We start from the raw sequence: 25078 nt of genomic DNA on the forward strand, positions 1-25078 counted from the left end.
CAATATCGGTCCTGTTTTAGACGCATCTTTGATCTCAGACGAGGGCGGGCGCGGTGCGCATGGCTCGTTTACGGGCGCCTTTCTTGGGATGTACGTCATGGATATGACGGGGCAGGGACGCGAAGCGGTGTTTTCCCGCTTTGCTTACCTCCCCAAAGGCGCGTAAACTCTTGTCAATTGGTGTGGGCCGCTGTGTGGCCCACACCGCCTTTGAGCGCAAGATGGAGACCCACATGTCCAATTGGACCTCACGCATCATGATCTACGATTTTGAGGAGGCCCGCGCGTTTCCTGTGTTGGAGACGGACATGCATATTGAGGCGCCGAACTGGACGCCGGACGGGTCCGCGTTGCTTGTGAACGGGGACGGGCGGTTGTTTGAGGTCGATCTGGCAGAGCCAGAATTGGCGGAGATCGACACAGGGCTGTTGATCACGCTCAACAACGATCACGGTATTTCGCCCGATGGCTCGACGCTGTTTTTGTCGGATCACACACTCGGGGCGGGGTCGCTCATTTGGACACTTGATCTTGAGAGTGATGATGATCCCGTACAGGTCACGCCAAGTGCGCCGAGTTGGTGGCACGGTGTGTCCCCCGATGGCAAGACGTTGGCTTATACGGCGATGCGCAACGGGACATTCGGGATTTGGACATGTCCTGTCGGTGGCGGGTCCGAGCGCTGTGTCATTGAAAGCGATCACCATTATGATGGGCCGGATTACACGCCCGATGGAGATTGGATCTGGTTCAATTCGGAGCGCTCAGGGCGTGGATCGTCAGACCTGTGGCGGGTGCGTGTCGATGGCGCACAGCCGCAACAAATGACCGATGACACACGCGTCAACTGGTTCCCGCACCCAAGCCCTGATGGCACGCGTGTTGTGTATTTATCCTATCCCGAGGGCACCAAAGGACACCCGGCCGATTTGGAGGTCGAGCTGCGTTTGATTGGGCCCGAGGGCGGGACGTCCACGACTCTCGTAAGTTTGTTTGGTGGTCAAGGTACGATCAATGTTCCCTCGTGGTCTCCTGATGGGGTCGCTTTTGCCTATGTTGAATATGCACGTAAATAACCGCCTTGGCCCCGTGTTCGCGGCGGCTTTATGTTCGATCTGTGCAAGTTTTGCATGGGCGCTTGATCTGCCTGCGCCCGCAACGGACGCGGATTTTCTACAGGCATCGCCCGCTGAAATAGCCCTTGGCCAGTTGCTGTTTTACGATCCTGTCTTGTCGGGCAATGACAATATTTCGTGCTCCACGTGCCACCATCCAAAGTTCGGGACCTCTGACGGGCTGAGCCTTGGTATGGGGGAGGGCGGAGTGGGGCTTGGTCCCGCGCGGGCCATGGATCCGGATAATCCGCCCGAACACCGCGTTCCGCGCAATGCACCCGCCCTCTACAATTTGGGGGCGCATGAATACACCACGATGTTCCATGACGGTCGTGTCGAGCTGGTGGACGGGGTATTGCATGTTCCGATCGAAGACCCGTTTTTTGATCAGGTAAACGGTCTGCTTGCCACGCAAGCGGCGTTTCCCGTGCTGTCACCCGATGAGATGGCGGGTCAGGTCAACGAGAACCCGATTTCCAAAGCTGTGCGCAAGGGACGCTTTTCGGGAGAGGGCGGCGCATGGGATTTAATCGCCTCAAAAGTGGCGGCGATCCCTGCCTATCCCCCGCTGTTTTGGGACGCATACCCCGACACGAAAACGCGTGATATCCGGTTTGCTGATATCTCCAACGCCATTGCTGCGTTCATTGCGGTCGAGTTTCGCGCAGATAATAGCCCGTTTGATGCGGTGTTGCGGGGCGAGGCCGCACTTGACCCTTTGGCCGCTATGGGGATGGAGTTGTTTTACGGGGATGCGGGCTGTGCGTCATGCCATAGCGGCACATTTCAGACCGATCATCAGTTTCACGCAATGGGTCAGCCGCAGTTCGGACCGGGAAAGACCCTGCCGTTTGAGCAGGGGTTGCGCGACGAAGGACGCTACCGCGTGACGGGACACACTGAGGATATGTATGCCTTTCGCACGCCGTCCTTGCGCAATGTCAGGCTCACCGCGCCTTACGGGCACACAGGGGCGTATTCGGATTTGTGGGAATTTGTAACCGCGCACACCATGCCAGTGGCGGCCTTTGATGCGTGGTCGCCGGATATGGCGGTTTTGCCTGCGATGCCCGTTGACGATTGGGCGACCTTGCAAGACGCGGATGCGCAAACGGGCATTGTGGACGCGATATCGGTTGAGGACATGGCCTTGCCCGCTGAGCATATCGACGCGCTTGTGGCCTTTTTGGCGGCGCTCACGGATGAGACAACGCGCCTTGGCGTGCCTGAGACCGTTCCGTCCGGATTGCCGTTCGAGCGGTGATTAGCGCGACAGTTCGATCCAGCGGTCTAGCGTGGTGATTTCGACCCAATCGCTTTGTTCGCCATCGGGCCAGATCACCCGCACCTGCGCTTTTTCGGCCTGACCCAAGCCAAAGTGGAGCGGTACAGATTGCCCTGAGGCATGCCCGCCGCCGATTGTGATCTCTTGCACCTGAAGGCCGCGATTGGTTAGGATTTCCACGCTTGCGCCCACCGCGTAGCGATTTGAGCCGACCTGATGCAACGACACATCGAGGTAGGTTCCGGTCTCTGGTGTGGTGTTTTGGTACAGCTCCATGGGCGCGCCGCGATTGACGACAACGAGATCAAGCGCCCCATCGGCGTTCAAATCAACAAGGCCCGCGCCGCGCGATTTTTCGAGGGACGCCACGCCTGCCGTGACGGACGTTTCGGTAAACCGTCCATCGTCGCCTTGGACCAACAGGTTGTTGGGATCGCGCGCGGCGTTGGAGGGCATTTGTTCAACGTTACCTTTTGCGATGAACAGGTCGGCATCGGTGTCGTTGTCGATATCTCCCCATGCCGCATGCCACCCCGTTGAGGCGCGCCCGTCATCGCCCACGTGCGGGCGGTGGGCATAGGTGCCGATGTCATAGGGGGCCGCGATATAGCTGCCATCGGCCATACCGAACTGAAGCAATTGATCGCCCATCGAGGTCAACATGACATCGGGTATCGCATCCCCATCAATGTCGCGTTCGGCAATGCCCATGCCCCACAACGAGACCTTTTCCCACCCGTCCTGTGCGCCCAAAAAGCGATTTAGGCCAAGGTCATAGAGCTGTTCATATCCGCCTTTGACGTAGTAGTGGCGGTCGTTTGACAGGCGCAGCATCGTCGCGCCGCGCGCACCTTTGGACATAAGGGCCGATAGGGTGCAAAATCCGGGGTCCAACAGGGTCTTGTCCCAGCCTGACGGCGTAGGCCGGTGCAACTCGTTGCTGTCACAGGCCTCAAACGGGCCATCGGGGTTGTCGCGGTCGACGTAGTTGCCAAAGAATAAGGTGGGGCGCGTTTGGCCTGCCTCCCATGTGGCACTAAACGCGGTGGTCCAGCGGTCGCCACCATCGAAATTCCACGTGGCGGTTGCGTCCTCGAACGTACACTCCGGCCCGCCTTTGAGTAGCATATTGGCGCCCACGCGCAGCACCGCCAGATCAAGCTGTCCATCACTATCAACGTCGATGGGATAGGCGCCCGTGACGCCTGTGATCTCGTCGAGTGCACCGCGCTCAAAGCGGAGCGCGCCCCCACGCGGTGAGCGGTTGATCATCAGGCTTGCGGGGGATGTCCCACCGGCCGCAAACATGTCGGGTAGCCCGTCCGCATTGCAATCCAGTATCGCCACGCCGCCGCCGACAAAATGCTCCCATCCGCCAGTATACGCGTGCGGTGGTAGAGCGTCAGAGCGGTTTTGATAGCTGATTGTGGTGTCGGCATTTGCGGCGCAGGCCGTGAGGCATCCGAGTGCGGTTGCCGTGGTCAAAAACGTCTGGCGCATCATCCCAATAGTCTCTCCGTTGCGTGGTCAAGCGCCAAAGCGCCAGCCCCTTGGGCCCAAACGAGATCCCCCCACGCGTGAATGTCCACAGGTGTGGGCGGGCGGCCCGGTTTTTGCGTAAGGTCACGAAACTCGCTCAAGACCTCTTCTGCGTAGAGGTAGTCGTAGCGCAAACGCTCCCCCGACAACAAGATGAGAGCGGGATCAAACAGTGTCACGACATTGGCCAGACCCACGGCCAGATAACGCCCCGCCCGCGAAAAGATCGCTTGAGCCGCCTCGTTTCCGTCTTTGGCTTGTGCAAACAGGTCTTCGAGCATTTCAGTGGGAGATGCGCTTGAGCCTACAGGGTGGGCCAGCGCAGTATGGGCCTCGCGCACAAGCGCATAATCCGCCACATAGGCTTCAAGACAACCACGTTTGCCACAGCGACACAGCGCGCCGTTGATCTGGATGGTCATGTGACCAAGTTCCATACCATGCCCCGAACCGCCCCGTTGTAGCGTGTGCCCTTGGACATAGCCGATGCCCACGCCGTGTTCGATCGAAACCACGGCAAAGTTATCCAGAGCGCGCCCCGCGCCGAACCACAGCTCGGCCATTGCCAGCAAATTGGCGTCGTTGTCGATCCGCACAGGAATGTCGAGGCGGTGTTGTAAAAGATCGCGCAGGGGAATGTCGGGGTCCGTCAGAAACGGACACCAAATGACGTGGCCCGCCTCGAAGTCGACCATGCCCGGAATGCCAAGCGCAATTGTGGCGAGAGACGATTTGTCGAGGTTGGACGATCGGAGGACTGTGGCCACGAGCAGTTCTATCTCGTCCACGATCGCATCTGTGCTGCGCCGCTCGGGTGGGGCGGGCAGGGTGGCTGCGCCAATGCGCTTTCCGGCGAGATCAAGCAAGACAGCCGAATTTCCGCGATCCGAGAGTTTGATGCCGATGACCGCGCTTGCCGCGCCATTGACCTCAAGCCCGACACGCGGGCGTCCGCGGGTGGTGTCTATGGTCGGGCGCGCGATCTCCGTCTCGGCAATCAACCCGCTCTCTATTAGTTCGGTGGATAAGGTGGTCACCGTGGCCGGACTGATGTCGAGATGTTTGGCAATATCAACCCGCGCAATCGTGCCGGCGGCGCGAATGGCCTCGAACAATTGACGGCGCAGCGGTTTGGGCACCGCATTTTGGGCGCGAAACAACGGGCCACAGCCTTGGATCTCCCCCTCCAAGAGTGAGGATTTAAAGGCCGATGTGATCATTTTTAAATTTCATGCAGATAATTAAATGCTGATCGCACAGTGTAATCAGCCCTCCCTGAGGGTATTTAAGTCACGGCTTAACGGGCAAATCTAGCAAAAAAGTTTCTGTAAGTTCATTATTTTATTTGGAAGCTAAATTTAAATATGCAATCCTGCGCGCGTCCGGTGGCGAGTCGAGCGTTGCGTTGTGCATGCCGTGCCATTGGATAGACATTTATTTTTTGGGAGGAAAATAATGCGTAAATCCATGCTTTTGGCAGCTACAATCCTGGCCTCTGGCCTCGTATCCACTGCCTATGCCGCCGACCTCACTGTTGGCGTGAGCTGGTCCAACTTTCAAGAAGAGCGTTGGAAAACAGACGAAGGCGCAATCAAGGCGGCTCTTGAGGCTGCTGGTGCCACTTACGTGTCCGCCGACGCACAGTCGTCTTCCGCAAAACAGCTTGCCGACATCGAGAGCCTGATTGCTCAAGGCGTCGACGCGTTGATCGTTTTGGGTCAAGACACGCAAGCCGTAATTCCCGCGGTGCAGGCCGCTGTGGACGAGGATATCCCCGTTGTGGCTTATGACCGTCTCATTGAGGACAACCGTGCGTTCTACCTCACCTTCGACAACGTCGAAGTCGGTCGTATGCAGGCCCGTGCTGTTCTTGAGGCTCAGCCATCTGGCAACTACGTCATGATCAAAGGCTCGCCCACCGATCCAAACGCAGACTTCCTGCGCGGTGGTCAGCAAGAGATCATTCAGGCGGCTGTTGACGCAGGTGACATCACCATCGTTGGCGAAGCCTACACAGACGGTTGGTTGCCCGCGAATGCGCAGCGCAACATGGAGCAGATCCTGACCGAGAACGACAACAAAGTTGACGCTGTTGTCGCCTCGAACGATGGCACCGCTGGTGGCGTTGTGGCGGCTTTGACCGCACAGGGTATGCAGGGTATTCCCGTATCCGGCCAAGACGGCGATCACGCCGCTTTGAACCGCGTGGCGGCTGGCACACAAACGGTTTCCGTATGGAAAGACGCGCGTGAGCTTGGCAAGAATGCCGCAGAAATCGCAGTGGCGCTCGCAGGCGGCACAGCAATGGACGCCGTGGATGGCGCGGTTAAGTTCACCACACCTGGTGGCACCGAGATGAACGCAATGTTCCTCGCGCCAATGCCCATCACAGCCGCAAACCTGACGGCTGTGACAGATGCAGGTTGGATCACCGTCGAGGCTCTGTGCCAAGGCGTTGAGGCAGGTCCCGCACCTTGTAACTAAACATAAGTTGCGCCTCGTTGAGGTGCGCTCACTGAGTTGTCTCCCGCGTTCTATTGAGCGTGGGGGACTTCACAGACGTGGGTGCCTATGTGGTGCGCCCATTGGCATGGACGGGCGGTACACCGCGCCCGATGGGGATAAGACATGGCGGATTCCGCACAAGATACCACTGCGACAAAAGGCTCAAAAGGTCTGTTTGCGCAGCTCGAATTGGACATGCGGTTGTTGGGTATGATCGGGGCATTTGTTATGCTCTGTCTGGCTTTCAACTTTGTCACGGAGGGGCGGTTTTTAACCCCTCGCAACGTATTTAACCTGACAATTCAAACAGTGTCGGTGGCGATTATGGCCACAGGTATGGTGTTTGTGATTGTCATGCGCCACATCGACCTGAGCGTGGGCGCGCTATTGGCGCTCTGCTCGGCGATTATGGCAATGGTCCAAGCGCGGTGGTTGCCCACGACCTTTGGCCTTGAAATCGGCCATCCGATGATTGCGCCTTTGGCAATGCTGTCGGGTCTGGTGTTTGGCACGCTCATTGGCGCGGTCAACGGCTGGCTTGTCGGCTATCACAACATTCCCGCCTTTATCGTGACACTGGGCGGCTTGCTCGTCTGGCGCAACGTGGGGTGGTATCTCACTGATGGGCAAACCATTGCCCCGCTTGATCAAACCTTTCTCGTCTTTGGTGGCGCAGAGGGCACATTGGGCGTCACATGGTCATGGATCGCGGGTTTGTTGGCCTCGGCGTTTACCGTGTTTTCGCTATGGAACGCGCGCCGTGCCAAGTTGCGCCATGAGTTCCCCGTCAAACCCGTTTGGGCCGAAGTGACGATTGGTGTGATTGCCGTGGGGGCGATCATGGGTTTCATCGCGACCCTGAACGCCTACGATATCCCCAAAGGCAAATTGCGCCGGATGTTCGAGGCCAAAGGCATGGAGCTGCCGGATGGGTTTACACAAGGGTACGGCCTACCGATTTCTGTGCTGATCTTGATCGCTACCGCCATTGTGATGACGGTTGTGGCCAAGAAAACCCGCCTCGGGCGCTACATCTTTGCCACGGGCGGTAATCCGGATGCGGCGGAGCTTTCCGGCATCAACACGCGGCTTTTGACGGTCAAGGTGTTCGCGCTCATGGGGTTCTTGTGTGGTCTGTCGGCCATCATTGCTCAAGCGCGCTTGCAAAGCCACGCCAATGACATCGGCACGCTCGACGAGCTACGGGTGATTGCGGCGGCGGTGATCGGCGGGACGGCTTTGTCCGGCGGCATCGGCACTATTCACGGGGCCATATTGGGCGCACTCATCATGCAATCGCTGCAATCTGGCATGGCGATGGTCGGCGTTGACGCGCCGTTCCAAAACATTGTGGTCGGCGGCGTTCTTGTGATCGCTGTCTGGATCGACATCATTTACCGTAAACGTCTGGGGATCAAAACATGAGTGGCAACCCAAACACTGGAACGCCGTTGGTGGAGATGCGCGATATTTCCATTGCATTTGGCGGCATCAAGGCGGTGGATAACGTCTCTATCACGCTGCACGCAGGCGAAGTTGTGGGCCTGTTGGGTCACAATGGCGCGGGCAAATCCACATTGATCAAGTGCCTGTCGGGTGCCTATCACATGGATGCGGGCGAGATTTTCATCGACGGTGAAAAGGCCGAAATCCGCAACACCCGTGACGCACGCAAATACAACGTCGAGACCATCTATCAAACGCTTGCTTTGGCGGACAATCTTGACGCGTCATCGAACCTGTTTTTGGGCCGCGAATTGGTATCGCCCATGGGGTTCGTCGACGAGGGCGCAATGGAGGCGGAAACGCGGTCGATCATGGCCCGTCTCAATCCGAACTTTAAAAAGTTCTCCGATCCTGTTTCGGCGCTTTCGGGCGGGCAGCGCCAATCTGTGGCCATTGCGCGAGCGGTCTATTTCAACGCACGTATCTTGATCATGGACGAGCCCACAGCGGCCCTTGGTCCCCATGAGACACAGATGGTGGCGGAGCTGATCCAAGAGTTGAAACGTCAGGGTCTCGGTATTTTCCTCATCGAGCACGATATTCACAACGTGATGAAACTGTGTGACCGCGCAATGGTGATGAAAAACGGTCAGGCCGTGGGCACGGTCAACGTCGATGAGGTCACCGATGACGACATTTTGGGCATGATTATCATGGGTAAAAAGCCGGAGGCCGCATACTGATGTATATTGGTTTGGATCTTGGGACATCTGGCCTCAAGGCGATTTTAATTGATGCAGATCAGGCGATTGTGGCGGAGGCCAATGCGCCGTTGACCAATGAGCGGCCACATGACGGGTGGTCGGAGCAAGGTCCGCAAAGCTGGCTCGATGCCTGTGACGTGGTGATGGCCGCGCTCGGGGCACAGGCGGATTTGTCGGGCGTGGCGGGTATTGGCCTATCGGGTCAGATGCACGGTGCAACGCTTTTGGATGCCTCCGACGCGGTGCTGCGCCCGTGTATTTTGTGGAATGATACGCGCTCGCACGCCGAGGCGGCACGCCTTGATGCGGACCCGAAATTTCGCGCGCTCACGGGCAATATCGTCTTTCCCGGCTTTACCGCGCCGAAATTGGCGTGGGTCAAAAACAATGAACCCGAGATCTTTGCAAAGGTCGCCAAGGTGTTGTTGCCCAAGGACTATTTGCGCCTGTTCCTGACAGGTGATTATGTGGGCGATATGTCCGATAGCGCTGGCACCGCGTGGTTTGACACCGCGCAACGCGATTGGTCCGATGACCTGTTGGCGGCCACTGATATGGACCGCTCGTTCATGCCGCGCCTTGTTGAGGGGGCGCAGGTGTCTGGCACATTGCGCGCCGAACTGGCGGCCAAATGGGGCGTGCCTGTGAGCTGCGTCATCGCGGGCGGGGGCGGTGACAACGCAGCCTCAGCCATTGGTGTGGGCGTGGTGAAAGCGGGTCAGGCGTTCGTGTCTCTCGGCACCTCTGGCGTGCTGTTCGCGGCCAATGACGGCTATCAACCCGATGCGGATCGCGGGGTTCACACCTTTTGCCACGCGCTGCCCGATACATGGCACCAGATGGGCGTGATCCTCGCCGCGACCGATGCGCTCAACTGGTACGGGCGGTTCGTCGGACAGGGTGCGGCCGCGCTCACCTCGAACCTTGGCGCGTTGCAATCGCCCGGAAAAACGCGGTTCATGCCCTATTTGGGGGGCGAGCGTACGCCGCTCAACGATGCGGGTATTCGCGGCGCCTTTGTCGGCTTGGAACATGCGACAGACACGGCGGCGGGGACGCGTGCCGTGCTTGAGGGCGTCACATTCGCGATCAAGGATTGCGCAGACGCTTTGGCGGCAACTGGCACCAAGATCGACCACCTGTTGGCGGTCGGCGGCGGGTCCAATTCCGACTACTGGGTCGAGGCGATCGCCACGGCTCTGGATTGCCCCGTTCATTTGCCTGTTTCGGGCGATTTCGGCGGCGCGTTCGGCGCGGCGCGGCTTGGCCAAATGGCGGCCACAGGCGGCGGGGCCGAACTGGCCACAGCACCCACGATTGAGAAAACCATTGAGCCCAATGGCGCGCTAACACAGGCGTTCGCGGATGGGTTCGAGCGTTACAAATCAGCACAAATTGCGATTAAGGGACTGACATGACAGACTTTTTCAAAGGCATTCCACAGGTTAAATTCGAAGGCGCAGACAGCGACAACGAGTTTGCATTCAAACACTACAACCCTGACGAAGTGATCATGGGCAAGCGCATGGAAGACCACCTACGGTTCTCCATCGCCTATTGGCACTCGTTTGCCTATGAGGGCGGTGACCCGTTCGGCGGGCGCACGTTTGAGCGTCCGTGGTTCGATGGCGGCATTGAAAACGCCAAACTGAAGGCCGATGTTGCCTTTGAGATGTACGACATCTTGCAAGCGCCGTTCTTTGCGTTTCACGATCTCGATGTGCGTCCAGAGGGCAAAGATTTCGCCGAAAGCAAACGCAACCTCGAAGAGATTGTCGATTACTTTGCGTTGAAAATGGAAAGCTCCAAGACCAAGCTGTTGTGGGGCACGGCAAACCTGTTCACGCATCGCCGTTTCATGGCGGGCGCGGCCACCAACCCTGATCCCGATGTGTTTGCCTATTCGGCAGCGACGATCAAATCGTGCATGGATGCAACGATCAAATTGGGCGGACAGAACTATGTGCTTTGGGGCGGCCGCGAGGGCTATGAGACACTGCTCAACACCGACCTGACCAAAGAGGCCGACCACGCCGCGCGGATGTTGGAGATGGTCGTCAACTACAAGCACAAGATGGGCTGGGACGGTCAGATTTTGATCGAGCCAAAACCGCAAGAGCCGTCCAAGCACCAGTACGATTATGATGTTGCCACCGTGTACGGGTTCCTCAAACGCTACGGCCTTGAGAACGAGGTCAAACTCAACCTTGAGCAGGGTCACGCGATTTTGGCGGGTCACTCGTTTGAACACGAATTGGCTGTGGCGCGGTCCTTGGGCATGCTTGGGTCGATCGACATGAACCGCAACGATTACCAATCCGGTTGGGACACCGACCAGTTCCCCAACAACGTGCCAGAAGTGGCCTTGGCCTATTACGAAGTGCTGAGCGCGGGCGGATTTACCAAGGGCGGCACCAACTTTGATGCCCGCATCCGCCGTCAATCCCTCGACGCCGAAGACCTCATCCTGTCGCACGTTGGTGGCATGGACATCTGTGCGCGTGGCCTCAAAGCGGCGGCTGCGATGCTTGAGGATGGCAAATTGGAAGCGGCGCGTGATGCGCGTTATGCCGATTGGGACAGCGCGGAGAACCAAGCGATGCTTGGCAGTGATTTAGACGCTATTCAGGCGCGTGTTCTGGCCGATGGGATCAACCCCGAGCCACGTTCAGGTCGCCAAGAGCGGCTTGAAAACCTTGTGAACTCCTACATGTAAAGCATTCAAAACGCTTTTAAATTAGAAAAGGGCGGGGATTTTTCCCGCCCTTTTTCGTGTGATACACTCATCGGCGTATCTTAGAGTTTGACCAAAGCCCCACGGTGCAACACCACCTGCGCTGATAACGCCATTCCGGCCCGCAACGCATCATTCAAATTGGCCCCTTGCATGCGCGCGGTCAAAAAGCCCGCGTTGAAGCTGTCGCCTGCGGCTGTGCTGTCGACCGGTTGGACGGGATCGGGGTGAAGGGTAAAACCGCCTTCGCCTTTCGACCATGCGTAAAGCTCATCGGCGCCGTTTTTGACGATCACGGTATGCGCGCCTAGATCGCGGTAGCGCAGGGCCGTATCGGCGGGCTTTTTATCACCGAACATCACTTCCTCTTCGTCAAATGAGGGCAGCATGATGTCGGCAATTGCGGCGGCTTTGGACAGCCAATGGTGTGTCGCCTCGACGTTTTCCCACAGGCGCGGGCGGATGTTGGTGTCAAACACCACCTCTGCGCCGTTTGCGCGCGCGCGCGAGAGCGCGTCGATCAGGTTTTGACGGTGGTCAGGCGACAGGATCGCAAGTGTAATTCCCGAGAACAACAAGATGCTTTCGCCATCGAACGCGGCGTCCAGACGGGCAGGGTCGGCGGCCAATAGTTTCGCGGCCGACGTGTCGCGCCAATAGGCGAAACTGCGTTCGCCATTGTCGAGCTGGATCATATAGAGGCCAACGGTGCGGTCGGGATTGCGGGTAATGTGATCGGTTTCGATGCCGGAGCTTTCGAGAAAGGCGAGCATACGGTCCGACACGGCATCCTCACCGGCGCAGGTCAGATATCCGACGTGATAGGCAGGATCATTGCCCAAACAGCGCCGTGCGTACCATGCGGTGTTGAGCGTATCGCCCGCAAAATTCATGTCGTATTTTCCGGCTCCGTCAGGAGCCATTTCCACCATGCATTCACCGATGGTCAAAAGCTTTTTATGCGCCACGTTCGTCCTCGTTTTCAAAATATTCGCTGTGTTCGGCACGGATGTCGTGGATAATGTGCCCGATCCGTTCAAGATGGGCGCGCATGAGCGCGGACGCCGCCGAGGTGTCGCGCGCTTTGATCGCATCGACGATCGCACAGTGATCATCAAATGTCTGTTGTGATCCCTTTTCGAGCGAGAGGTAGCGAGCGCGGTCCATATGCGCCTTATTGTCTTTGATGATTGTCCAGACTTTCGGATGTCCTGCGATGTCACACAGCAGTTCATGAAGCGCGTCATCAAGTTCGTGGAATTTGGTGCGATCTCCATCTTCCATTGCGATTTTTTGCGCCGCGAGGTTGGCCTCGATCCGCGCCAATCCGTCCTCGGTTATGTTCAAGATGGCGGTGCGCAGCACTTCCATCTCAAGGGCGGTGCGAATAAACCGTGCCTCTAGGACTGCGGCAATTGAAATAGCGGTCACTGTGGTGGCGCGTTGCGGGCGGATCCACAAAAACCCTTGTTGTGACAACCGGTAAAAGGCGTCGCGCACAGGTTGGCGCGACACGCCCAACTGGCTCGCCACTTCGGCTTCGGACATTTTGGTGCCCGGGGGCAATTGCAATTCTACAATACGGTGATAGAGCGCGTCATACACCATATCGGTGACAGAAGGCACACGCGACTGGTCAATTGAGGTCAACTGAACGCGCGCCGCCGATCGTGCGGTTTTTGATTTTTGCTGTGGCGTGTCATGGCCCATGTGTCTGTCTCCCGTCAATATCGGCACTCTTATGAGCGACTTTTGGCATGAATGGCAATGTTAGGCGTGGGGTGCGTGGCGCGTTGACTGTATTGGCGGTCTAGCATATTAGTTCGTTAGATTATACGGAGCGCGCCAGAATCGCAAATCTATTTTGTGGCGGGCGTGTCGGGGCTGAGACGGATACAACGGAGAGACATGCTCATGGCGCTGCTGAACGACGATAGGCTCTTTCCGGTCGACGGGCGTGTGCGCAGTCTCGCGCGTGATATCTATGCAGGCATCAAAGACCTGCCGATCATTTCGCCCCATGGCCATACGGATCCGCGTTGGTTTGCGCTCAACGAGAACTTTCCCGACCCTGCGCGCCTGTTCGTGACACCCGATCACTATGTATTCCGTATGTATTGCTCCCAAGGTGTTGATCTGGCGCACTTGGGTGTGCCGCGTGCCGATGGGGGTGAGACGGAACAAGACCCGCGCAAAATCTGGTCGGTGTTTGCAGAACATTTTTACCTGCTGCGCGGAACGCCGTCGAACATGTGGCTTACACATGCGTTCCAAGAGGTGTTTGGCCTTGATATCCCGTTCGGGCCGCACACCGCGACCGAGTACTACGATCACATCGACGCCTGTTTGAAATCCGATGACTTTCGGCCCCGTGCCCTGTTTGAGCGGTTCAATATCGAGGCCATTTCAACCACGGAAATGGCACTTGATGATCTGAAATATCACCGGATAATTGCGGACAGCGATTGGGACGGCACGGTGATCTCCGCCTACCGTCCTGATGATGTTGTGGATCCCGATTTCGCGGGCTTTACCGATAATGTGCTCAAACTGGGCGAATTGACGGGGGAGGACACCGCGTCATGGACCGGTTATCTCAATGCGCACCGCGCGCGCCGCGCCTATTTCAAACAGGTCGGGCGTGTGACCTCCTCGGATCACGGTCACCCCAGCGCGCGCACCGAGAACCTCGATCCTGCGCAGGCCTCCCAATTGTTCCAAACCGTTTTGTCGGGCAAGGGCACAGCCGATGAACGCGATGCATTTCGCGGTCAAATGCTGACCGAGATGGCAAAGATGTCGATCGACGATGGGTTGACGATGCAAATCCACGCGGGCGCTCACCGCAATCACTCTGGGCCAGTGGCACAGATGTTCGGGCGTGACAAAGGTTTCGATATTCCCTCGCAAACGGAATTTGTAAACAACCTCAAACCGTTGCTGCAAGCCGTTGGAATGGAAAAAGACCTTCGTGTTATTTTGTTCATGCTTGATGAGACCACGCAAAGCCGCGAATTGGCTCCGCTTGCGGGGGTCTATCCTGCGCTACGTCTCGGCCCGCCATGGTGGTTCTTTGACAGCTATGAAGGCATGAAGCGGTTTCGCGAAAACGTCACGGAGACGGCAGGGTTTTACAACACCGTTGGCTTTAACGATGACACGCGTGCGTTTTGTTCGATCCCTGCGCGCCATGATGTGGCGCGCCGCGTTGATGCGGGCTATCTTGCCGAACTGGTGGCCACGGGGCGGCTTGGTGAGAGTGAAGCCCATGAGGTTGCACATGATCTAACCTACCGATTGGTAAAAGAGGCGTACAAGCTTTGATCTTTACGCCAAGCTACTGAATTTAATACAAAAGGACGATACTATGACCATCCTCAATGTCGAGACCCGCCACGCCATTCACCCCGATCATGCAAAGGGCATGGACACGCAGGGACTGCGCGACAATTTCTTGTGCGAGGGGATGTTCAAAGAGGGTGAGATCAACCTCGTCTACACCCATTATGACCGCTTTACGGTGGGCGGTGCGGTGCCTGCGGGCGGATCGCTCACCCTTGATAAGGTCGAAGAAACCCGTACCGCGACTTTCCTTGAGCGGCGCGAGATGGGCATCGTCAACATTGGCGGTGCGGGCACGGTCGAGGCGGGGGGCGAGAGCTTCGCCATGAACGAGGGCGATGTGCTTTATATCGGCATGGGGTCGGGGGCGGTGACGTTCACAGGGCAGGGGCGGTTCTACATCACGTCCTGCCCCGCGCATCACGCGTATCCCTCGCGCCTTGTGACGGTTGCTGATGCGGCAAAAATGGAATTGGGCGATGCGGCGACCTCTAACAAACGCACGATCAACCAGTTCATCCATCCGCTCGTGATGCAGAGCTGTCAGTTGGTGTTGGGCTATACCGCGCTCGACGAGGGCTCGGTTTGGAACACCATGCCTGCGCACGTGCATGATCGCCGTATGGAGGCCTATCTGTATTGGGGCATGGACGAGGCGAGCCGCGTGTTGCACCTGATGGGTGAGCCACAAGAAACCCGCCACATGTTCGTTGCCAACGAGGAGGCCATTGTGTCGCCCACATGGTCGATCCACTCGGGTGCTGGCATTGGTAAATACACCTTTATCTGGGCCATGGCGGGCGACAATGTCGACTATACGGACATGGATTTTGTCCAACCGTCCGAGCTGCGCTAAGGGGGCTATGATGTCTGATCTGTTTTCTCTCACGGGCCGCCGTGCTCTCGTAACCGGTGCCAACACGGGCATTGGACAGGCCATTGCGGTGGCCCTTGGCGCTCAAGGCGCGCATGTGATCTGTGCCGGACGCCGGACCTGTGACGAGACCGTGGCATCGATTGCGGCGGCGGGCGGCAGCGGGGAGAGCCTGTTGCTTGATTTCGCCGATCCAATGGCCGCCAAGGATGTGTTCATAGGCGCAGGGATCGATATCCTTGTGAATAACGCGGGGATCATCCGCCGCGCCGATAGCGTGGACTACTGCGAGGAAGACTGGGACGCGGTGATCGACGTAAACCAAAAGGCATTGTTCTTTACCTGTCAGGCATTTGGCCGCGAATTGATCGCACAGGGCAAAGGTGGTGCGGTGGTGAACATCGCCTCGCTCTTGTCGTTTCAGGGCGGCATTCGCGTGCCCGCCTATACGGCGTCAAAACACGCGGTGGCAGGGATCACCAAAATCCTCGCCAACGAATGGGCGGCCAAGGGGATCACCGTCAACGCCATCGCGCCGGGGTATATCGCCACCAACAACACCGAGGCGCTGCGCGCCGATGAGGATCGCAATGCGGCAATTCTGGCGCGTATTCCTGCGGGCCGTTGGGGCGATCCTGAGGACATCGGCGGCACCGCTGCTTACCTGTGTTCCAAGGCTGCCAAATACGTCACGGGCGCTGTGCTCAACGTCGATGGCGGTTGGCTCGCGCGCTAACTCTATACCCGTGCTTGCCGCATAGGGCGGGCGCGGGGTTCTCTGTTTTAAAGGCCTCGCCAATGACTGATGTCACCACTTTGCCACGCTTGTCGCGCACAGACGCGCCCAAACCCGCCGTGGGTGTGATCCACCTTGGTCTTGGTGCGTTTTACCGTGCCCATGGTGCGATTTACATCGCCGAGGCGATGGCGAAATCAGGGGGTGACTGGGGCATTATCGGCGTGTCGCTCAAAAGTCCGACACAGGCGGAGCGCCTTAAACCACAAGGTTGTGCCTATACCGTGCTTGAACTGGCCCCAACTGGCCGCATTGCCCACCACGTCGAGATCGTCCAAGACGTGCTTGTCGCCCCGCACGATCCCGCCGCCGTTCTCACAGCGATGGCGGATGAGGCGGTGAAAATCGTCACGCTCACGGTGACGGAAAAAGGGTACTGTCACGAGCCATCCACGGGGCGGCTCAACCAAAATCATCCTGATATTCAACAAGACCTTGCCGATATCGCCAACCCAGCCTCTGCGCTTGGGTTTTTGGTGCGTGCGCTAGACATCCGCCGTGCAGCGGGTCTGCGTCCCTTTACGGTGCTGACCTGCGATAATCTGCCGGATAATGGCCGTGTTGTGCGCGGCGTTGTGTTGGAGCTGGCGGAGCTGATTGATCGCGATCTGCGCGATTGGATCGCCGCTGAGTGTCGGTTCCCCGCCACGATGGTGGACCGCATTGTGCCCGCAACCAAGCCTGAGGATATCGACGCACTCGGGGCGGATATCGGCAAATACGATGCCTCCCCCGTGATGATGGAGCCGTTCCGTCAATGGGTCGTGGAAGACGATTTTGTGGACGGTGTGCGTCCTGATCTAGGCGCGGTCGGTGTTCAATTGGTCACTAATGTGACGCCGTTTGAGGACATGAAGTTGCGCTGTCTCAATGGTACGCATTCGTCGCTGGCCTATCTTGGATATCTGGGGGGTCTTAAGACGATATCGGACACTGTGGCCGATCCCGATTACGCCGCCTTTGTCAAAGGGCTGTGGCGCGACGAGATTATCCCCGGTTTGACGCCGCCCGAGGGTGTTGATCTTCACGCCTATGCGGATGCGTTGTTGGCGCGCTACCAAAACCCCGCAATCCGTCATTTGACGTGGCAAATTGCCATGGACGGGTCGCAAAAGCTGCCGCAACGCATTTTGACACAGGTAGGTGAGGGGCTTGACGCAGGGCGTCCTATGGCTGGGCTCATCCTCGCGGTGGCGGCATGGATGCGCTATGTGAGTGGTGTCGATGATGCGGGCGCGCCGATTGATGTGCGTGACCCCATGGCGCAGAGCCTTAAGGCATTGTCGGATGCGGGCGCCGCGCCCCACGATAAGGTCCGAAATCTCTTGGGGCTACGCGATATCTTTCCTGCGGCCCTCTCGGGCAATGCGGTCTTTGTTGCGTCCGTCACAGAGGCCTATACCGGACTTGCGACGCACGGCGCGCGTGCGATGGTCGCACGGGCGATTTCATAATGTTGAACGCAGGATCAACCACATCGTTTTGCCAAATCGACCTATGATAAAACCTTATGCCCATTCGCGATGTTAACTCAAAACCGCTGACTTTTTTAAGCATCGAACTCTTGTATTAGCGATAGGCGCAGTCAATTCTATGCGAACAGATGCATTTTGCCCAAGGCGAGCCATGAACTTTTTCCCGATGTTTTTAAGAATGAGCGACCGTGATGTCGTGGTCGTGGGCGGTGGCGAGACAGCGGCACAAAAGGTCCGTTTGTTGCGCAAATCAAGCGCGCGCATCACCGTACATGCGCCTGATTTATGCAGCGAATTGCGCGCCTTAGTAACGTCTGGCGAGATCGAATTGGTCAACGGGGCACTGACGACCGCCACGTTCGAGGGCGCGGCCTTGGTCTTTCTCGCAACGGGATGTCCGGGGATTGATGCCAGCCTATATCCCATTGTGCGCGATGCACGCGCCTTGGTGAATGTGGTGGATCAGCCCGAGTTGTGTGAGGCCAACACGCCCTCGATCGTGGATCGTGCGCCGCTTGTCGTGGCGATCGGTACCGAAGGGGCCGCGCCTATTCTGGGGCGCCAGATCAAAACGCGGATCGAGGAAATTCTTGAGCCTGATTTAGGGCGCTTTGTGCGTCTTGCGGGTGGATTGCGTCCCACTGTTGCCCGCTTGGTCCCAAAGGAGCAGCGGCGCGGATTTTGGCGGTGGGTCTTTGCCGGACCGCCGCGCCATCTGTTCACAACCGGCCACGAGATAGAAGCCTCCGAATTGATTGGCGCAGCCATTGGTCGCAATGGTGCGCCGGATCAAAGCACGGACGGGATCTTGAGCCTTGTCCCCTATGTGACGCGGGTGCCTGATTTGTTGACATTGCGCGCAGTACAGCGTCTGCAAGAGGCGGATTTGGTCATTCACCGAAAGCAGGACACGGCGCTACTAGAACTGGCGCGGCGCGATGCCGAGCGGATGGTCATCGCCGATACGATGAATGCAATGATTCAGGCTCAAGCGGCTGTTGCATTGGGCGAACGTGTTGTATGGATGATGCCACTGAGCGATTTGGCAGGGGCGCGCAAATTGATTTCATGCGACTACGAAGTGCTGCCCCACACGCAAATTGACGGTATCATCTAACCCGACGACACGAGGTGCGACATGAGCGATCTGGACACACGCATTGCCCAAGCCCGCGGTGATATCCCCGCTGATATTGTGCTCAAAGGCGGCCGCATTTTTGATTTGATGACGGGTGAGTTGATCCACGGGGACGTGGCCATGTGTGGCGACCGCATCGCGGGGGTGTTTGACAGCTACACGGGCCTGCGCGAGATTGATGTGACGGGTAAAATCCTTGTGCCCGGGTTCATTGACACACATCTGCACATCGAAAGCTCGCTTGTCACCCCGTTTGAATTTGACCGCTGTGTGACGCCGCGCGGGGTCACGACTGCCATTTGTGACCCCCACGAGATTGCCAATGTCATCGGTCTGGACGGTATCCGCTATTTTCAGGCGGCGTCAGAGCGCACCTTGATGGATATCCGTGTGCAATTGTCATCTTGCGTGCCGTCGACCCACATGGAAACCGCAGGAGCCACGCTACTGGCGGGGGATTTGGAACAGGTCATGGGGCATCCGTCCGCCATCGGTCTGGCCGAATTCATGAACTACCCTGGTGTGATCCACCGCGATCCCGAAGCGATGAAAAAGCTGCGTCTGTTTGAGGACGCGCATATTGACGGGCATTGCCCACAACTGTCGGGGCGTGATCTCAATGCCTATATCGCCGCAGGGATCCGCACCGAACACGAGGCCACAACGGCGCAGGAGGCGCGCGAAAAGCTGCGCAAGGGGATGCGGGTGCTGATCCGTGAGGGATCGGTGTCCAAAGACTTGCATGCGCTGCATCCGGTGTTGACCGATCTGACCTCGGCCTACATGTGCCTGTGTACCGATGATCGCAACCCGCTTGATATCGCGGAATCCGGCCATCTGGATCACATGATCCGCACATTGATCGCGCTTGGCTGTTCGCCTTTGGCCGTGTACCGCGCTGCAACCTTGTCAGGGGCGGAGGCGTTCGGCCTTAAAGATCGCGGCATGATCGCGCCATCCAAACGCGCCGATATTGTGGTGATCGACAGTTTGGAAGACTGCAACGCGTCGATGGTGTTTGCGGGCGGGGTCGAGGTCACAGACGCCGCATTTGCCGCGCGCGATATCTTGCCGCCTGTGGCGCGCAATTCAGTTCAGGCCCCACGTGTTGTAGCGGAAAGTTTTCGCTCGGGCGGCAACCGCGAACAAACGGATGTGATCGGCATTCTTGAGGGAAAGATCATCACCGAACACCTGATCGAAACGATCCCCATTGTGGATGGTGACAAGCGCCCTGATCCCGTCCGCGACCTCACACGCATCACCGTGATCGAGCGTCACGGCAAAAACGGCAATATCGCAAGCGGCTTTGTCAAAGGCTTTGGAATGACGGCGGGCGCAATTGCCTCGACCGTCTGTCACGACCATCACAATATCGCCTGTGTTGGCGTCGATTACGCCGATATGGCCATCGCCGCAAACCGTATGAGCGAGATCGAAGGCGGGTTTGTTGTCGTGCGCGATGGCAAGGTTTTGGCCGAACTTGCGCTGCCCGTGGCGGGGTTGATGAGCCTTGAGCCGTTCGAGACGGTTCATGCCCAACTTGTCGACTTGCGCGCGGCGGCCCGAACATTGGGTGTCACACTGGAAGAGCCGTTTTTGCAACTGGCGTTTCTGGCTTTGCCCGTGATCCCCGCGCTCAAAATCACCGACCGTGGCATGGTCGATGTGCACAAGTTCGAGATTATCAGCTAGGCACGCGGGCGCGCCGCAGTTTAGGTGCGCGGCATGCCTGCGGGGCGCGACAGACGTTTGAGGGCGGCAGTGCGCGCCGAGGCGTTGACTGCGCCGTACCCGTCATATCCACCGACGCGCTGGACGATTTCGAAAAAGAAACCTTCGCCGTAAGGTTTTGAATACATTTGTAGAAACGCGCCGTCCTCGTCTTCGTCATACAGGATATTGTGCGCTTGCATCACGGCCAGTTTGTCCGCGTCTACATCTGCGCGCGCGGCCAGTTCGCCGTAGTAGTTTTCAAACATCGGCAGGCTTTCAAACCCGTTGTCGGCAAGCGCCTTGGCCGTTGCAAAAATATCGTCCGTCTCTAGGGCGATGTGTTGCACGGAGGAGCGGAAACTGTCGGCGACAAAGCGACCCGCAAAGGTGCGGTGGCTCTCCACACCGTTCATGGTCAGGCGGAATGCGCCGTCCGGACTTTGGATAGCGCGGCTGTGAACCACGCCGCCCGGATCGGCGACATCCACCTGTGGCATGCGTTCCAGATTGAAAATCGACGTGTAAAACAAGGTCCACGTCAACATCTCGTTGTGTTTCATGGTTTCTGCAAAATGGTCGATGCGTGTCAGGCCCACAGGTTTGGCGTCTTTGTCGACCAATTGCGTGAATTCCTGATCCCAAACCTGTGCCAGATTGGACGATTTGTCGAGCAGGTGCAGGACTGATCCGCCCACGCCGCGCACGGCGGGGATATTGAGTTCGCCCTCGCCAAGGCGCTATGAGAACAGGTTCGCGCCGAGCGCTTGGGCGCGGGATTTGGCGGCCTGCGCATCTGCAACGTTGAGCCCCACATCGCACACACATGTGCCGTGCATGACATAGGCAGAGTGGGCAAATCCCTCTTGTTCGGTGTTGATCACGATGTTGATGCCGCCTTGTGTCCATAGGCTCACCGCTTTGTGGATGTGTTGACCCGAGCGCGAAAAGCCAAGTGTATGCAACATCTTACCAAGGGTTGCGGCCTCCTATTCGTTGGCCGCGATTTCGACAAACTCGACGCCGCGCACGTCCACAGGCGCAGGCATGGCTGGCAAATCGAGATCAAGGTTCGGCTCAATTCGGCGCAAATCATCCATCAGTTTGACGAGGGAGCGGTGTCCGTCCGCGGCAATCACACGCGCCGATCCACCGCGAAACTGATCGTTGAGTATCTCGAGAGACAGCGGCCCTGCGTAACCTGTGGCCATGACCGCGCGCACGAAAGACACGATGTCTAAAACCCCCTCACCGGGCATATTGCGAAAATGGCGCGACAGGTATTCAAGGCCCACATCGATGTGCGGCGCGTTTGACTGGATTATATCCGCAAATTTGCAAATATCCCATTGAATTCAAATGCGCAGCCGATGTGGTTTTGGCTGGAAGAAACGTGACTGATAACCCTTTGGGTGAAGAGATCTCGAGGGTGTTCCAAGGCGTTGGTCTGGGGGGCGGATTGTTGATCATCGCCACGTCGATCACGGTCGTGCGCCGCGGCGCACCTAAACGGGCAGGCCCAATGTGAACCTGCCGCCATAGATTGATACTATGTTTGGGTTACGCCGTTTTTAGGAGGTGCGCACGTAGGGTGGCGTGATCGGTGATCTTGACGCCCGTGAAGATCTCGTAGGCATCGACGCCTTGCCAATAATACAGCTCATACCCTGACATAAACGCAGCGCCCGCGGCCTCTGCTTGTGCTTTGAATGGCGTATTTACGGGGGTATAGACCGCATCGAAGGCCCATGTGGCGGCCGGAAATGCGTCCTCTGGTACGGGTGATCCGCCGTAGCCGACCATGCCAAGGGGGGTGCAGTTGATCACGCCATCTGCGCGTGCAAGATCGTCAAGGGTGCCCACGCGCGCCAATGTGACGCCGTTGTTAGAGGCGTCGTGCGAGGCGTTGAGTGCATCCGCCAACTCTTGGGCTTTGGTCGTGTCGGGGTCGATCAGGATGATCTGTGAGGCATTCAGGCGTTTGAGGCCGAATGCCACCGCTTTGCCCACGCCGCCCGCGCCGAACATGACCACGCGCCCCGGTGCAATATCGCCAAGTGTGTCGCGAAACCCCGCGATAAAGCCGCTGAAATCCGTATTGTAGCCCTTTGGGCCGTCCTCGGTGAACAAAACCGTATTGCACGCGCCGATCCGCGCAATGTCGGGATCATTGATCGTCAGCTTTGTGACCACGCGCTCTTTGTATGGCAATGTGATGTTGAGACCGCGATAGCCGCCGTTCAAGGCATTGGCAAATGTGGTGTCAAAGTCGGTGCCCAAATCGGCTGGAATGAGGCGCTGATAGTCGACATCCAAACCGGTCATTTCACCGCAAAAGTGATGCAGGTTTGGCGCGCGGGACGCCTTGATATTGTCGCCAATCAGGCCGAGTTGGATCTGTGCCATGGGGTGTCCTCACACGAAATTCAGGGCGCGCGCGGCGCGGTATGCGCAAGCTGACGAGAAATTTGGATGAACGCAACGGTTTTGATGGAGCGATGGTTTAGCGCAGGCTATTCATAGCCAGTAGCATTGCAATTTGAATATAAAACATATGGATACGCAGCGTTTCTAAAGAACATGTTCAACGCAACCCATCACGCATAGCGGCTCATTCTACGTCGAATCGTAGCGCTACAGGATCAAAAACACACCCCGCGTGCGTATCCGCCACTAGCGCGACTGCGCCTAATCGGTCATATCCATAAGGCAGCTTTTGTAGGGCGGGATGTCTCGCCATGCCCAAGCTTTCTCGCGATCCGAAAAAGGACAGACCAGATGACCAAGACCATCTATATTATGAACGGCCCGAATTTGAACCTGCTTGGCAAACGCCAGCCCGATATCTACGGCCATGACACGCTCGACGATGTCGAACGTATGTGTGCGGATGTCGCTAAAACGGGCGGGTTTGCGGTCAAGATGATGCAATCCAACTATGAGGGTGGCTTGGTCGATTTTATCCATGAGGCGCGCGAGCACGCGGCGGGGATTATTCTTAATGCGGGCGCATATACACACACCTCTGTGGCGGTTCTAGATGCTTTGAATACCTTTGAGGGGCCAGTGATTGAGCTGCACATTTCACAGGTTCACAAACGCGAGTCCTTTCGCCATCATTCCTACATTTCGATGCGCGCGGACGCTGTGATGGCGGGCTTTGGCGTGAATGGATATGCTTTGGCCACGCAACATATGGGCACATTGATCTAAGAGCGGGCGCATTTTGGTCCTTGGGTTATTTGCCCCATGCTTTAGCGTGTGGGAACGGGATATGAGGGAGACAGACACATGAGCACGCGGATTGCCGTTGCGGGTGCGGGCCTGATTGGAAAACGTCACGCCACGGCTATAGTGGCGGCTAAGGATGTTGAGCTATCGGCCATTGTTGATCCAACGGATTCAGGGCGCGCCTTTGCCGTTGAGATGAATGTGGCGTGGTATGCGACACTCGACGCCATGTTTGCCGCCAATGTCGCGGATGGGGTGATCCTTGCGGTGCCCAACACGGTTCATGGGGAGACGGCGCTCGCCTGTGTTGCGGCGGGGATGCCCGCGCTGGTTGAAAAGCCGTTTACCACCGATGTGGCTGAGGGACGCGCGGTTTTAGCGGCAGCACAGGCGGCAGGTGTCGCACTTTTGACGGGTCATCACCGCCGCCATAACCCGTTGATAACAAAGGCGGTTGAGGTTGTGAAATCTGGCGCACTTGGGACATTGACGGCGGTGCAGGCGCAGACGTGGTTCCTCAAACCCGATCCCTATTTCGAGGTGGACTGGCGGCGGCACAAGGGCGCGGGGCCGGTGTATCTGAACCTCATCCACGATATCGACGTGCTCCATGCGCTGTGCGGCCCGATTGAAAGCGTGCACGCGATGGAAAGCAACTTTGTGCGTGGACATGAGGTCGAAGAAACGGCTGTGATCTTGCTCAAATTCCGCTCTGGATTGCTTGGAACTGTGAATGTGTCGGACGCTGCGGCGGCGCCGTGGTCGTGGGAATTGACCGCGCGAGAAAACGCACATTACGCGGCCACGTCCGAGAATTGCTACTGGATTGGGGGCACAGAAGGCTCCTTGGCACTTCCAAATCTCGCGCTGTGGTCGCATGCGGGCGAGAAGGGATGGTGGGATCCAATCACGATGACCAAACCGATCTTTGAGTTTGATGATCCGTTGGTGTTACAGGCGGCTCATTTCGGACGCGTGATCCGTGGGGAGGACGCGCCGCTTGTGAGTGGTGCGGATGGGTTGGCGGCGGTCGAAGTGATCGAAGCGGTGAAGCGCTCAGCCGCCACAGGACAAACGGTACACATCGCCGCCTAGTCGTTTCAGAGCGACGCCCCGAATGA

General features: G+C 57.7%; 23 protein-coding genes and 1 pseudogene. 16 read left to right on the forward strand and 8 right to left on the reverse strand.

Features of this window, described 5'->3' with window-relative positions; genetic code table 11:
- Nucleotides 1-4: 4 nt before the first annotated feature.
- The 3 genes from ACTG34_RS05950 (at nt 5) to ACTG34_RS05960 (ending at nt 2379) form a co-directional block, all read left to right on the forward strand.
- Nucleotides 5-166 carry a hypothetical protein gene (locus tag ACTG34_RS05950; RefSeq protein WP_439104095.1) on the forward strand — a complete coding sequence of 54 codons (162 nt, stop codon included), beginning with the start codon at nt 5-7 and terminating at the stop codon, nt 164-166.
- Between the two features lie 67 nt (nt 167-233).
- Complete coding sequence (locus ACTG34_RS05955; RefSeq protein ID WP_439104065.1) at nt 234-1076, forward strand: TolB family protein; 843 nt, start codon at nt 234-236, stop codon at nt 1074-1076.
- Nucleotides 1054-2379, forward strand: a complete 1326-nt coding sequence (locus ACTG34_RS05960; RefSeq protein WP_439104066.1) for a cytochrome-c peroxidase — start codon at nt 1054-1056, stop codon at nt 2377-2379. The genes ACTG34_RS05955 and ACTG34_RS05960 overlap by 23 nt, the downstream gene beginning before the upstream one ends.
- On the opposite strand, the gene ACTG34_RS05965 is transcribed toward ACTG34_RS05960, so the two are convergent.
- Both ACTG34_RS05965 and ACTG34_RS05970 read right to left on the reverse strand, forming a co-directional pair.
- On the reverse strand, nt 2380-3900 hold the full coding sequence (locus tag ACTG34_RS05965; protein ID WP_439104096.1) for a CRTAC1 family protein: 1521 nt from the start codon (nt 3898-3900) through the stop codon (nt 2380-2382). It abuts the gene before it with no gap.
- Nucleotides 3900-5159, reverse strand: a complete 1260-nt coding sequence (locus ACTG34_RS05970) for an ROK family protein (RefSeq protein ID WP_439104067.1) — start codon at nt 5157-5159, stop codon at nt 3900-3902. The genes ACTG34_RS05965 and ACTG34_RS05970 overlap by 1 nt, the downstream gene beginning before the upstream one ends.
- Before the next feature lie 235 nt (nt 5160-5394).
- Between ACTG34_RS05970 and xylF the strand changes: the two genes are divergently transcribed.
- From xylF to xylA, 5 genes are all read left to right on the forward strand, one after another.
- Nucleotides 5395-6423: a D-xylose ABC transporter substrate-binding protein gene (gene xylF / locus ACTG34_RS05975; protein WP_439104068.1), complete on the forward strand. Its 1029-nt coding sequence runs from the start codon at nt 5395-5397 to the stop codon at nt 6421-6423.
- A 144-nt stretch (nt 6424-6567) separates the two neighbouring features.
- The gene (locus tag ACTG34_RS05980; RefSeq protein WP_342842577.1) at nt 6568-7869 is read left to right on the forward strand and encodes a sugar ABC transporter permease; all 1302 of its coding nucleotides are present in this window, start codon (nt 6568-6570) and stop codon (nt 7867-7869) included.
- On the forward strand, nt 7866-8633 hold the full coding sequence (locus ACTG34_RS05985) for an ATP-binding cassette domain-containing protein (protein WP_062214945.1): 768 nt from the start codon (nt 7866-7868) through the stop codon (nt 8631-8633). The genes ACTG34_RS05980 and ACTG34_RS05985 overlap by 4 nt, the downstream gene beginning before the upstream one ends.
- Complete coding sequence (xylB, locus tag ACTG34_RS05990; protein WP_439104069.1) at nt 8633-10072, forward strand: xylulokinase; 1440 nt, start codon at nt 8633-8635, stop codon at nt 10070-10072. The genes ACTG34_RS05985 and xylB overlap by 1 nt, the downstream gene beginning before the upstream one ends.
- Nucleotides 10069-11370: a xylose isomerase gene (gene xylA, locus ACTG34_RS05995; protein ID WP_439104070.1), complete on the forward strand. Its 1302-nt coding sequence runs from the start codon at nt 10069-10071 to the stop codon at nt 11368-11370. The genes xylB and xylA overlap by 4 nt, the downstream gene beginning before the upstream one ends.
- 80 nt (nt 11371-11450) lie before the next feature.
- Here the strand turns inward: xylA and ACTG34_RS06000 are convergent, their stop codons facing one another.
- The gene (locus ACTG34_RS06000) at nt 11451-12356 is read right to left on the reverse strand and encodes a sugar kinase (protein WP_439104071.1); all 906 of its coding nucleotides are present in this window, start codon (nt 12354-12356) and stop codon (nt 11451-11453) included.
- On the reverse strand, nt 12346-13098 hold the full coding sequence (locus tag ACTG34_RS06005) for a GntR family transcriptional regulator (RefSeq protein ID WP_439104072.1): 753 nt from the start codon (nt 13096-13098) through the stop codon (nt 12346-12348). Before ACTG34_RS06005 ends, ACTG34_RS06000 begins: the two co-directional genes overlap by 11 nt.
- Before the next feature lie 204 nt (nt 13099-13302).
- On the opposite strand from ACTG34_RS06005, the gene uxaC reads away from it, so the two are divergent.
- The 6 genes from uxaC to ade all read left to right on the forward strand — a co-directional run bounded on the left by uxaC (nt 13303) and on the right by ade (nt 20708).
- Nucleotides 13303-14712: a glucuronate isomerase gene (gene uxaC / locus ACTG34_RS06010; protein ID WP_439104073.1), complete on the forward strand. Its 1410-nt coding sequence runs from the start codon at nt 13303-13305 to the stop codon at nt 14710-14712.
- A gap of 49 nt (nt 14713-14761) precedes the next feature.
- A complete protein-coding gene (gene kduI, locus ACTG34_RS06015) occupies nt 14762-15586 on the forward strand; it encodes a 5-dehydro-4-deoxy-D-glucuronate isomerase (RefSeq protein WP_439104097.1) in 825 nt (274 codons plus the stop codon).
- A 10-nt stretch (nt 15587-15596) separates the two neighbouring features.
- A complete protein-coding gene (gene kduD, locus ACTG34_RS06020; RefSeq protein ID WP_439104074.1) occupies nt 15597-16340 on the forward strand; it encodes a 2-dehydro-3-deoxy-D-gluconate 5-dehydrogenase KduD in 744 nt (247 codons plus the stop codon).
- 62 nt (nt 16341-16402) lie between these two features.
- The gene (locus ACTG34_RS06025) at nt 16403-17854 is read left to right on the forward strand and encodes a mannitol dehydrogenase family protein (protein ID WP_439104075.1); all 1452 of its coding nucleotides are present in this window, start codon (nt 16403-16405) and stop codon (nt 17852-17854) included.
- 172 nt (nt 17855-18026) lie between these two features.
- Nucleotides 18027-18992, forward strand: a complete 966-nt coding sequence (locus ACTG34_RS06030) for an NAD(P)-dependent oxidoreductase (protein WP_439104076.1) — start codon at nt 18027-18029, stop codon at nt 18990-18992.
- A 21-nt stretch (nt 18993-19013) separates the two neighbouring features.
- Nucleotides 19014-20708, forward strand: a complete 1695-nt coding sequence (gene ade / locus ACTG34_RS06035; protein WP_439104077.1) for an adenine deaminase — start codon at nt 19014-19016, stop codon at nt 20706-20708.
- Between the two features lie 20 nt (nt 20709-20728).
- Here ade and ACTG34_RS06040 read toward each other — a convergent pair whose 3' ends face one another.
- The 4 genes and pseudogenes from ACTG34_RS06040 to ACTG34_RS06055 all read right to left on the reverse strand — a co-directional run bounded on the left by ACTG34_RS06040 (nt 20729) and on the right by ACTG34_RS06055 (nt 23132).
- Nucleotides 20729-21424: a 4-hydroxyphenylpyruvate dioxygenase family protein gene (locus ACTG34_RS06040; protein WP_439104078.1), complete on the reverse strand. Its 696-nt coding sequence runs from the start codon at nt 21422-21424 to the stop codon at nt 20729-20731.
- A gap of 42 nt (nt 21425-21466) precedes the next feature.
- A pseudogene (locus tag ACTG34_RS06045) lies at nt 21467-21700 on the reverse strand (3-keto-5-aminohexanoate cleavage protein); the annotation flags it as partial.
- A gap of 15 nt (nt 21701-21715) precedes the next feature.
- Nucleotides 21716-22021, reverse strand: coding sequence for a hypothetical protein (locus ACTG34_RS06050; protein WP_439104079.1), 306 nt, complete (start codon nt 22019-22021; stop codon nt 21716-21718).
- A gap of 265 nt (nt 22022-22286) precedes the next feature.
- Entirely contained in the window at nt 22287-23132 is an 846-nt protein-coding gene (locus tag ACTG34_RS06055; RefSeq protein ID WP_439104080.1) for a shikimate dehydrogenase family protein, read from the reverse strand.
- Between the two features lie 372 nt (nt 23133-23504).
- On the opposite strand from ACTG34_RS06055, the gene aroQ reads away from it, so the two are divergent.
- Nucleotides 23505-23939, forward strand: coding sequence for a type II 3-dehydroquinate dehydratase (aroQ, locus tag ACTG34_RS06060; RefSeq protein WP_062214973.1), 435 nt, complete (start codon nt 23505-23507; stop codon nt 23937-23939).
- A gap of 78 nt (nt 23940-24017) precedes the next feature.
- Complete coding sequence (locus ACTG34_RS06065) at nt 24018-25052, forward strand: Gfo/Idh/MocA family protein (RefSeq protein WP_439104081.1); 1035 nt, start codon at nt 24018-24020, stop codon at nt 25050-25052.
- Nucleotides 25053-25078: the final 26 nt, after the last annotated feature.

It is taken from the genome of Celeribacter marinus, from assembly GCF_965656515.1.
Lineage (GTDB): Bacteria > Pseudomonadota > Alphaproteobacteria > Rhodobacterales > Rhodobacteraceae > Celeribacter > Celeribacter marinus_D.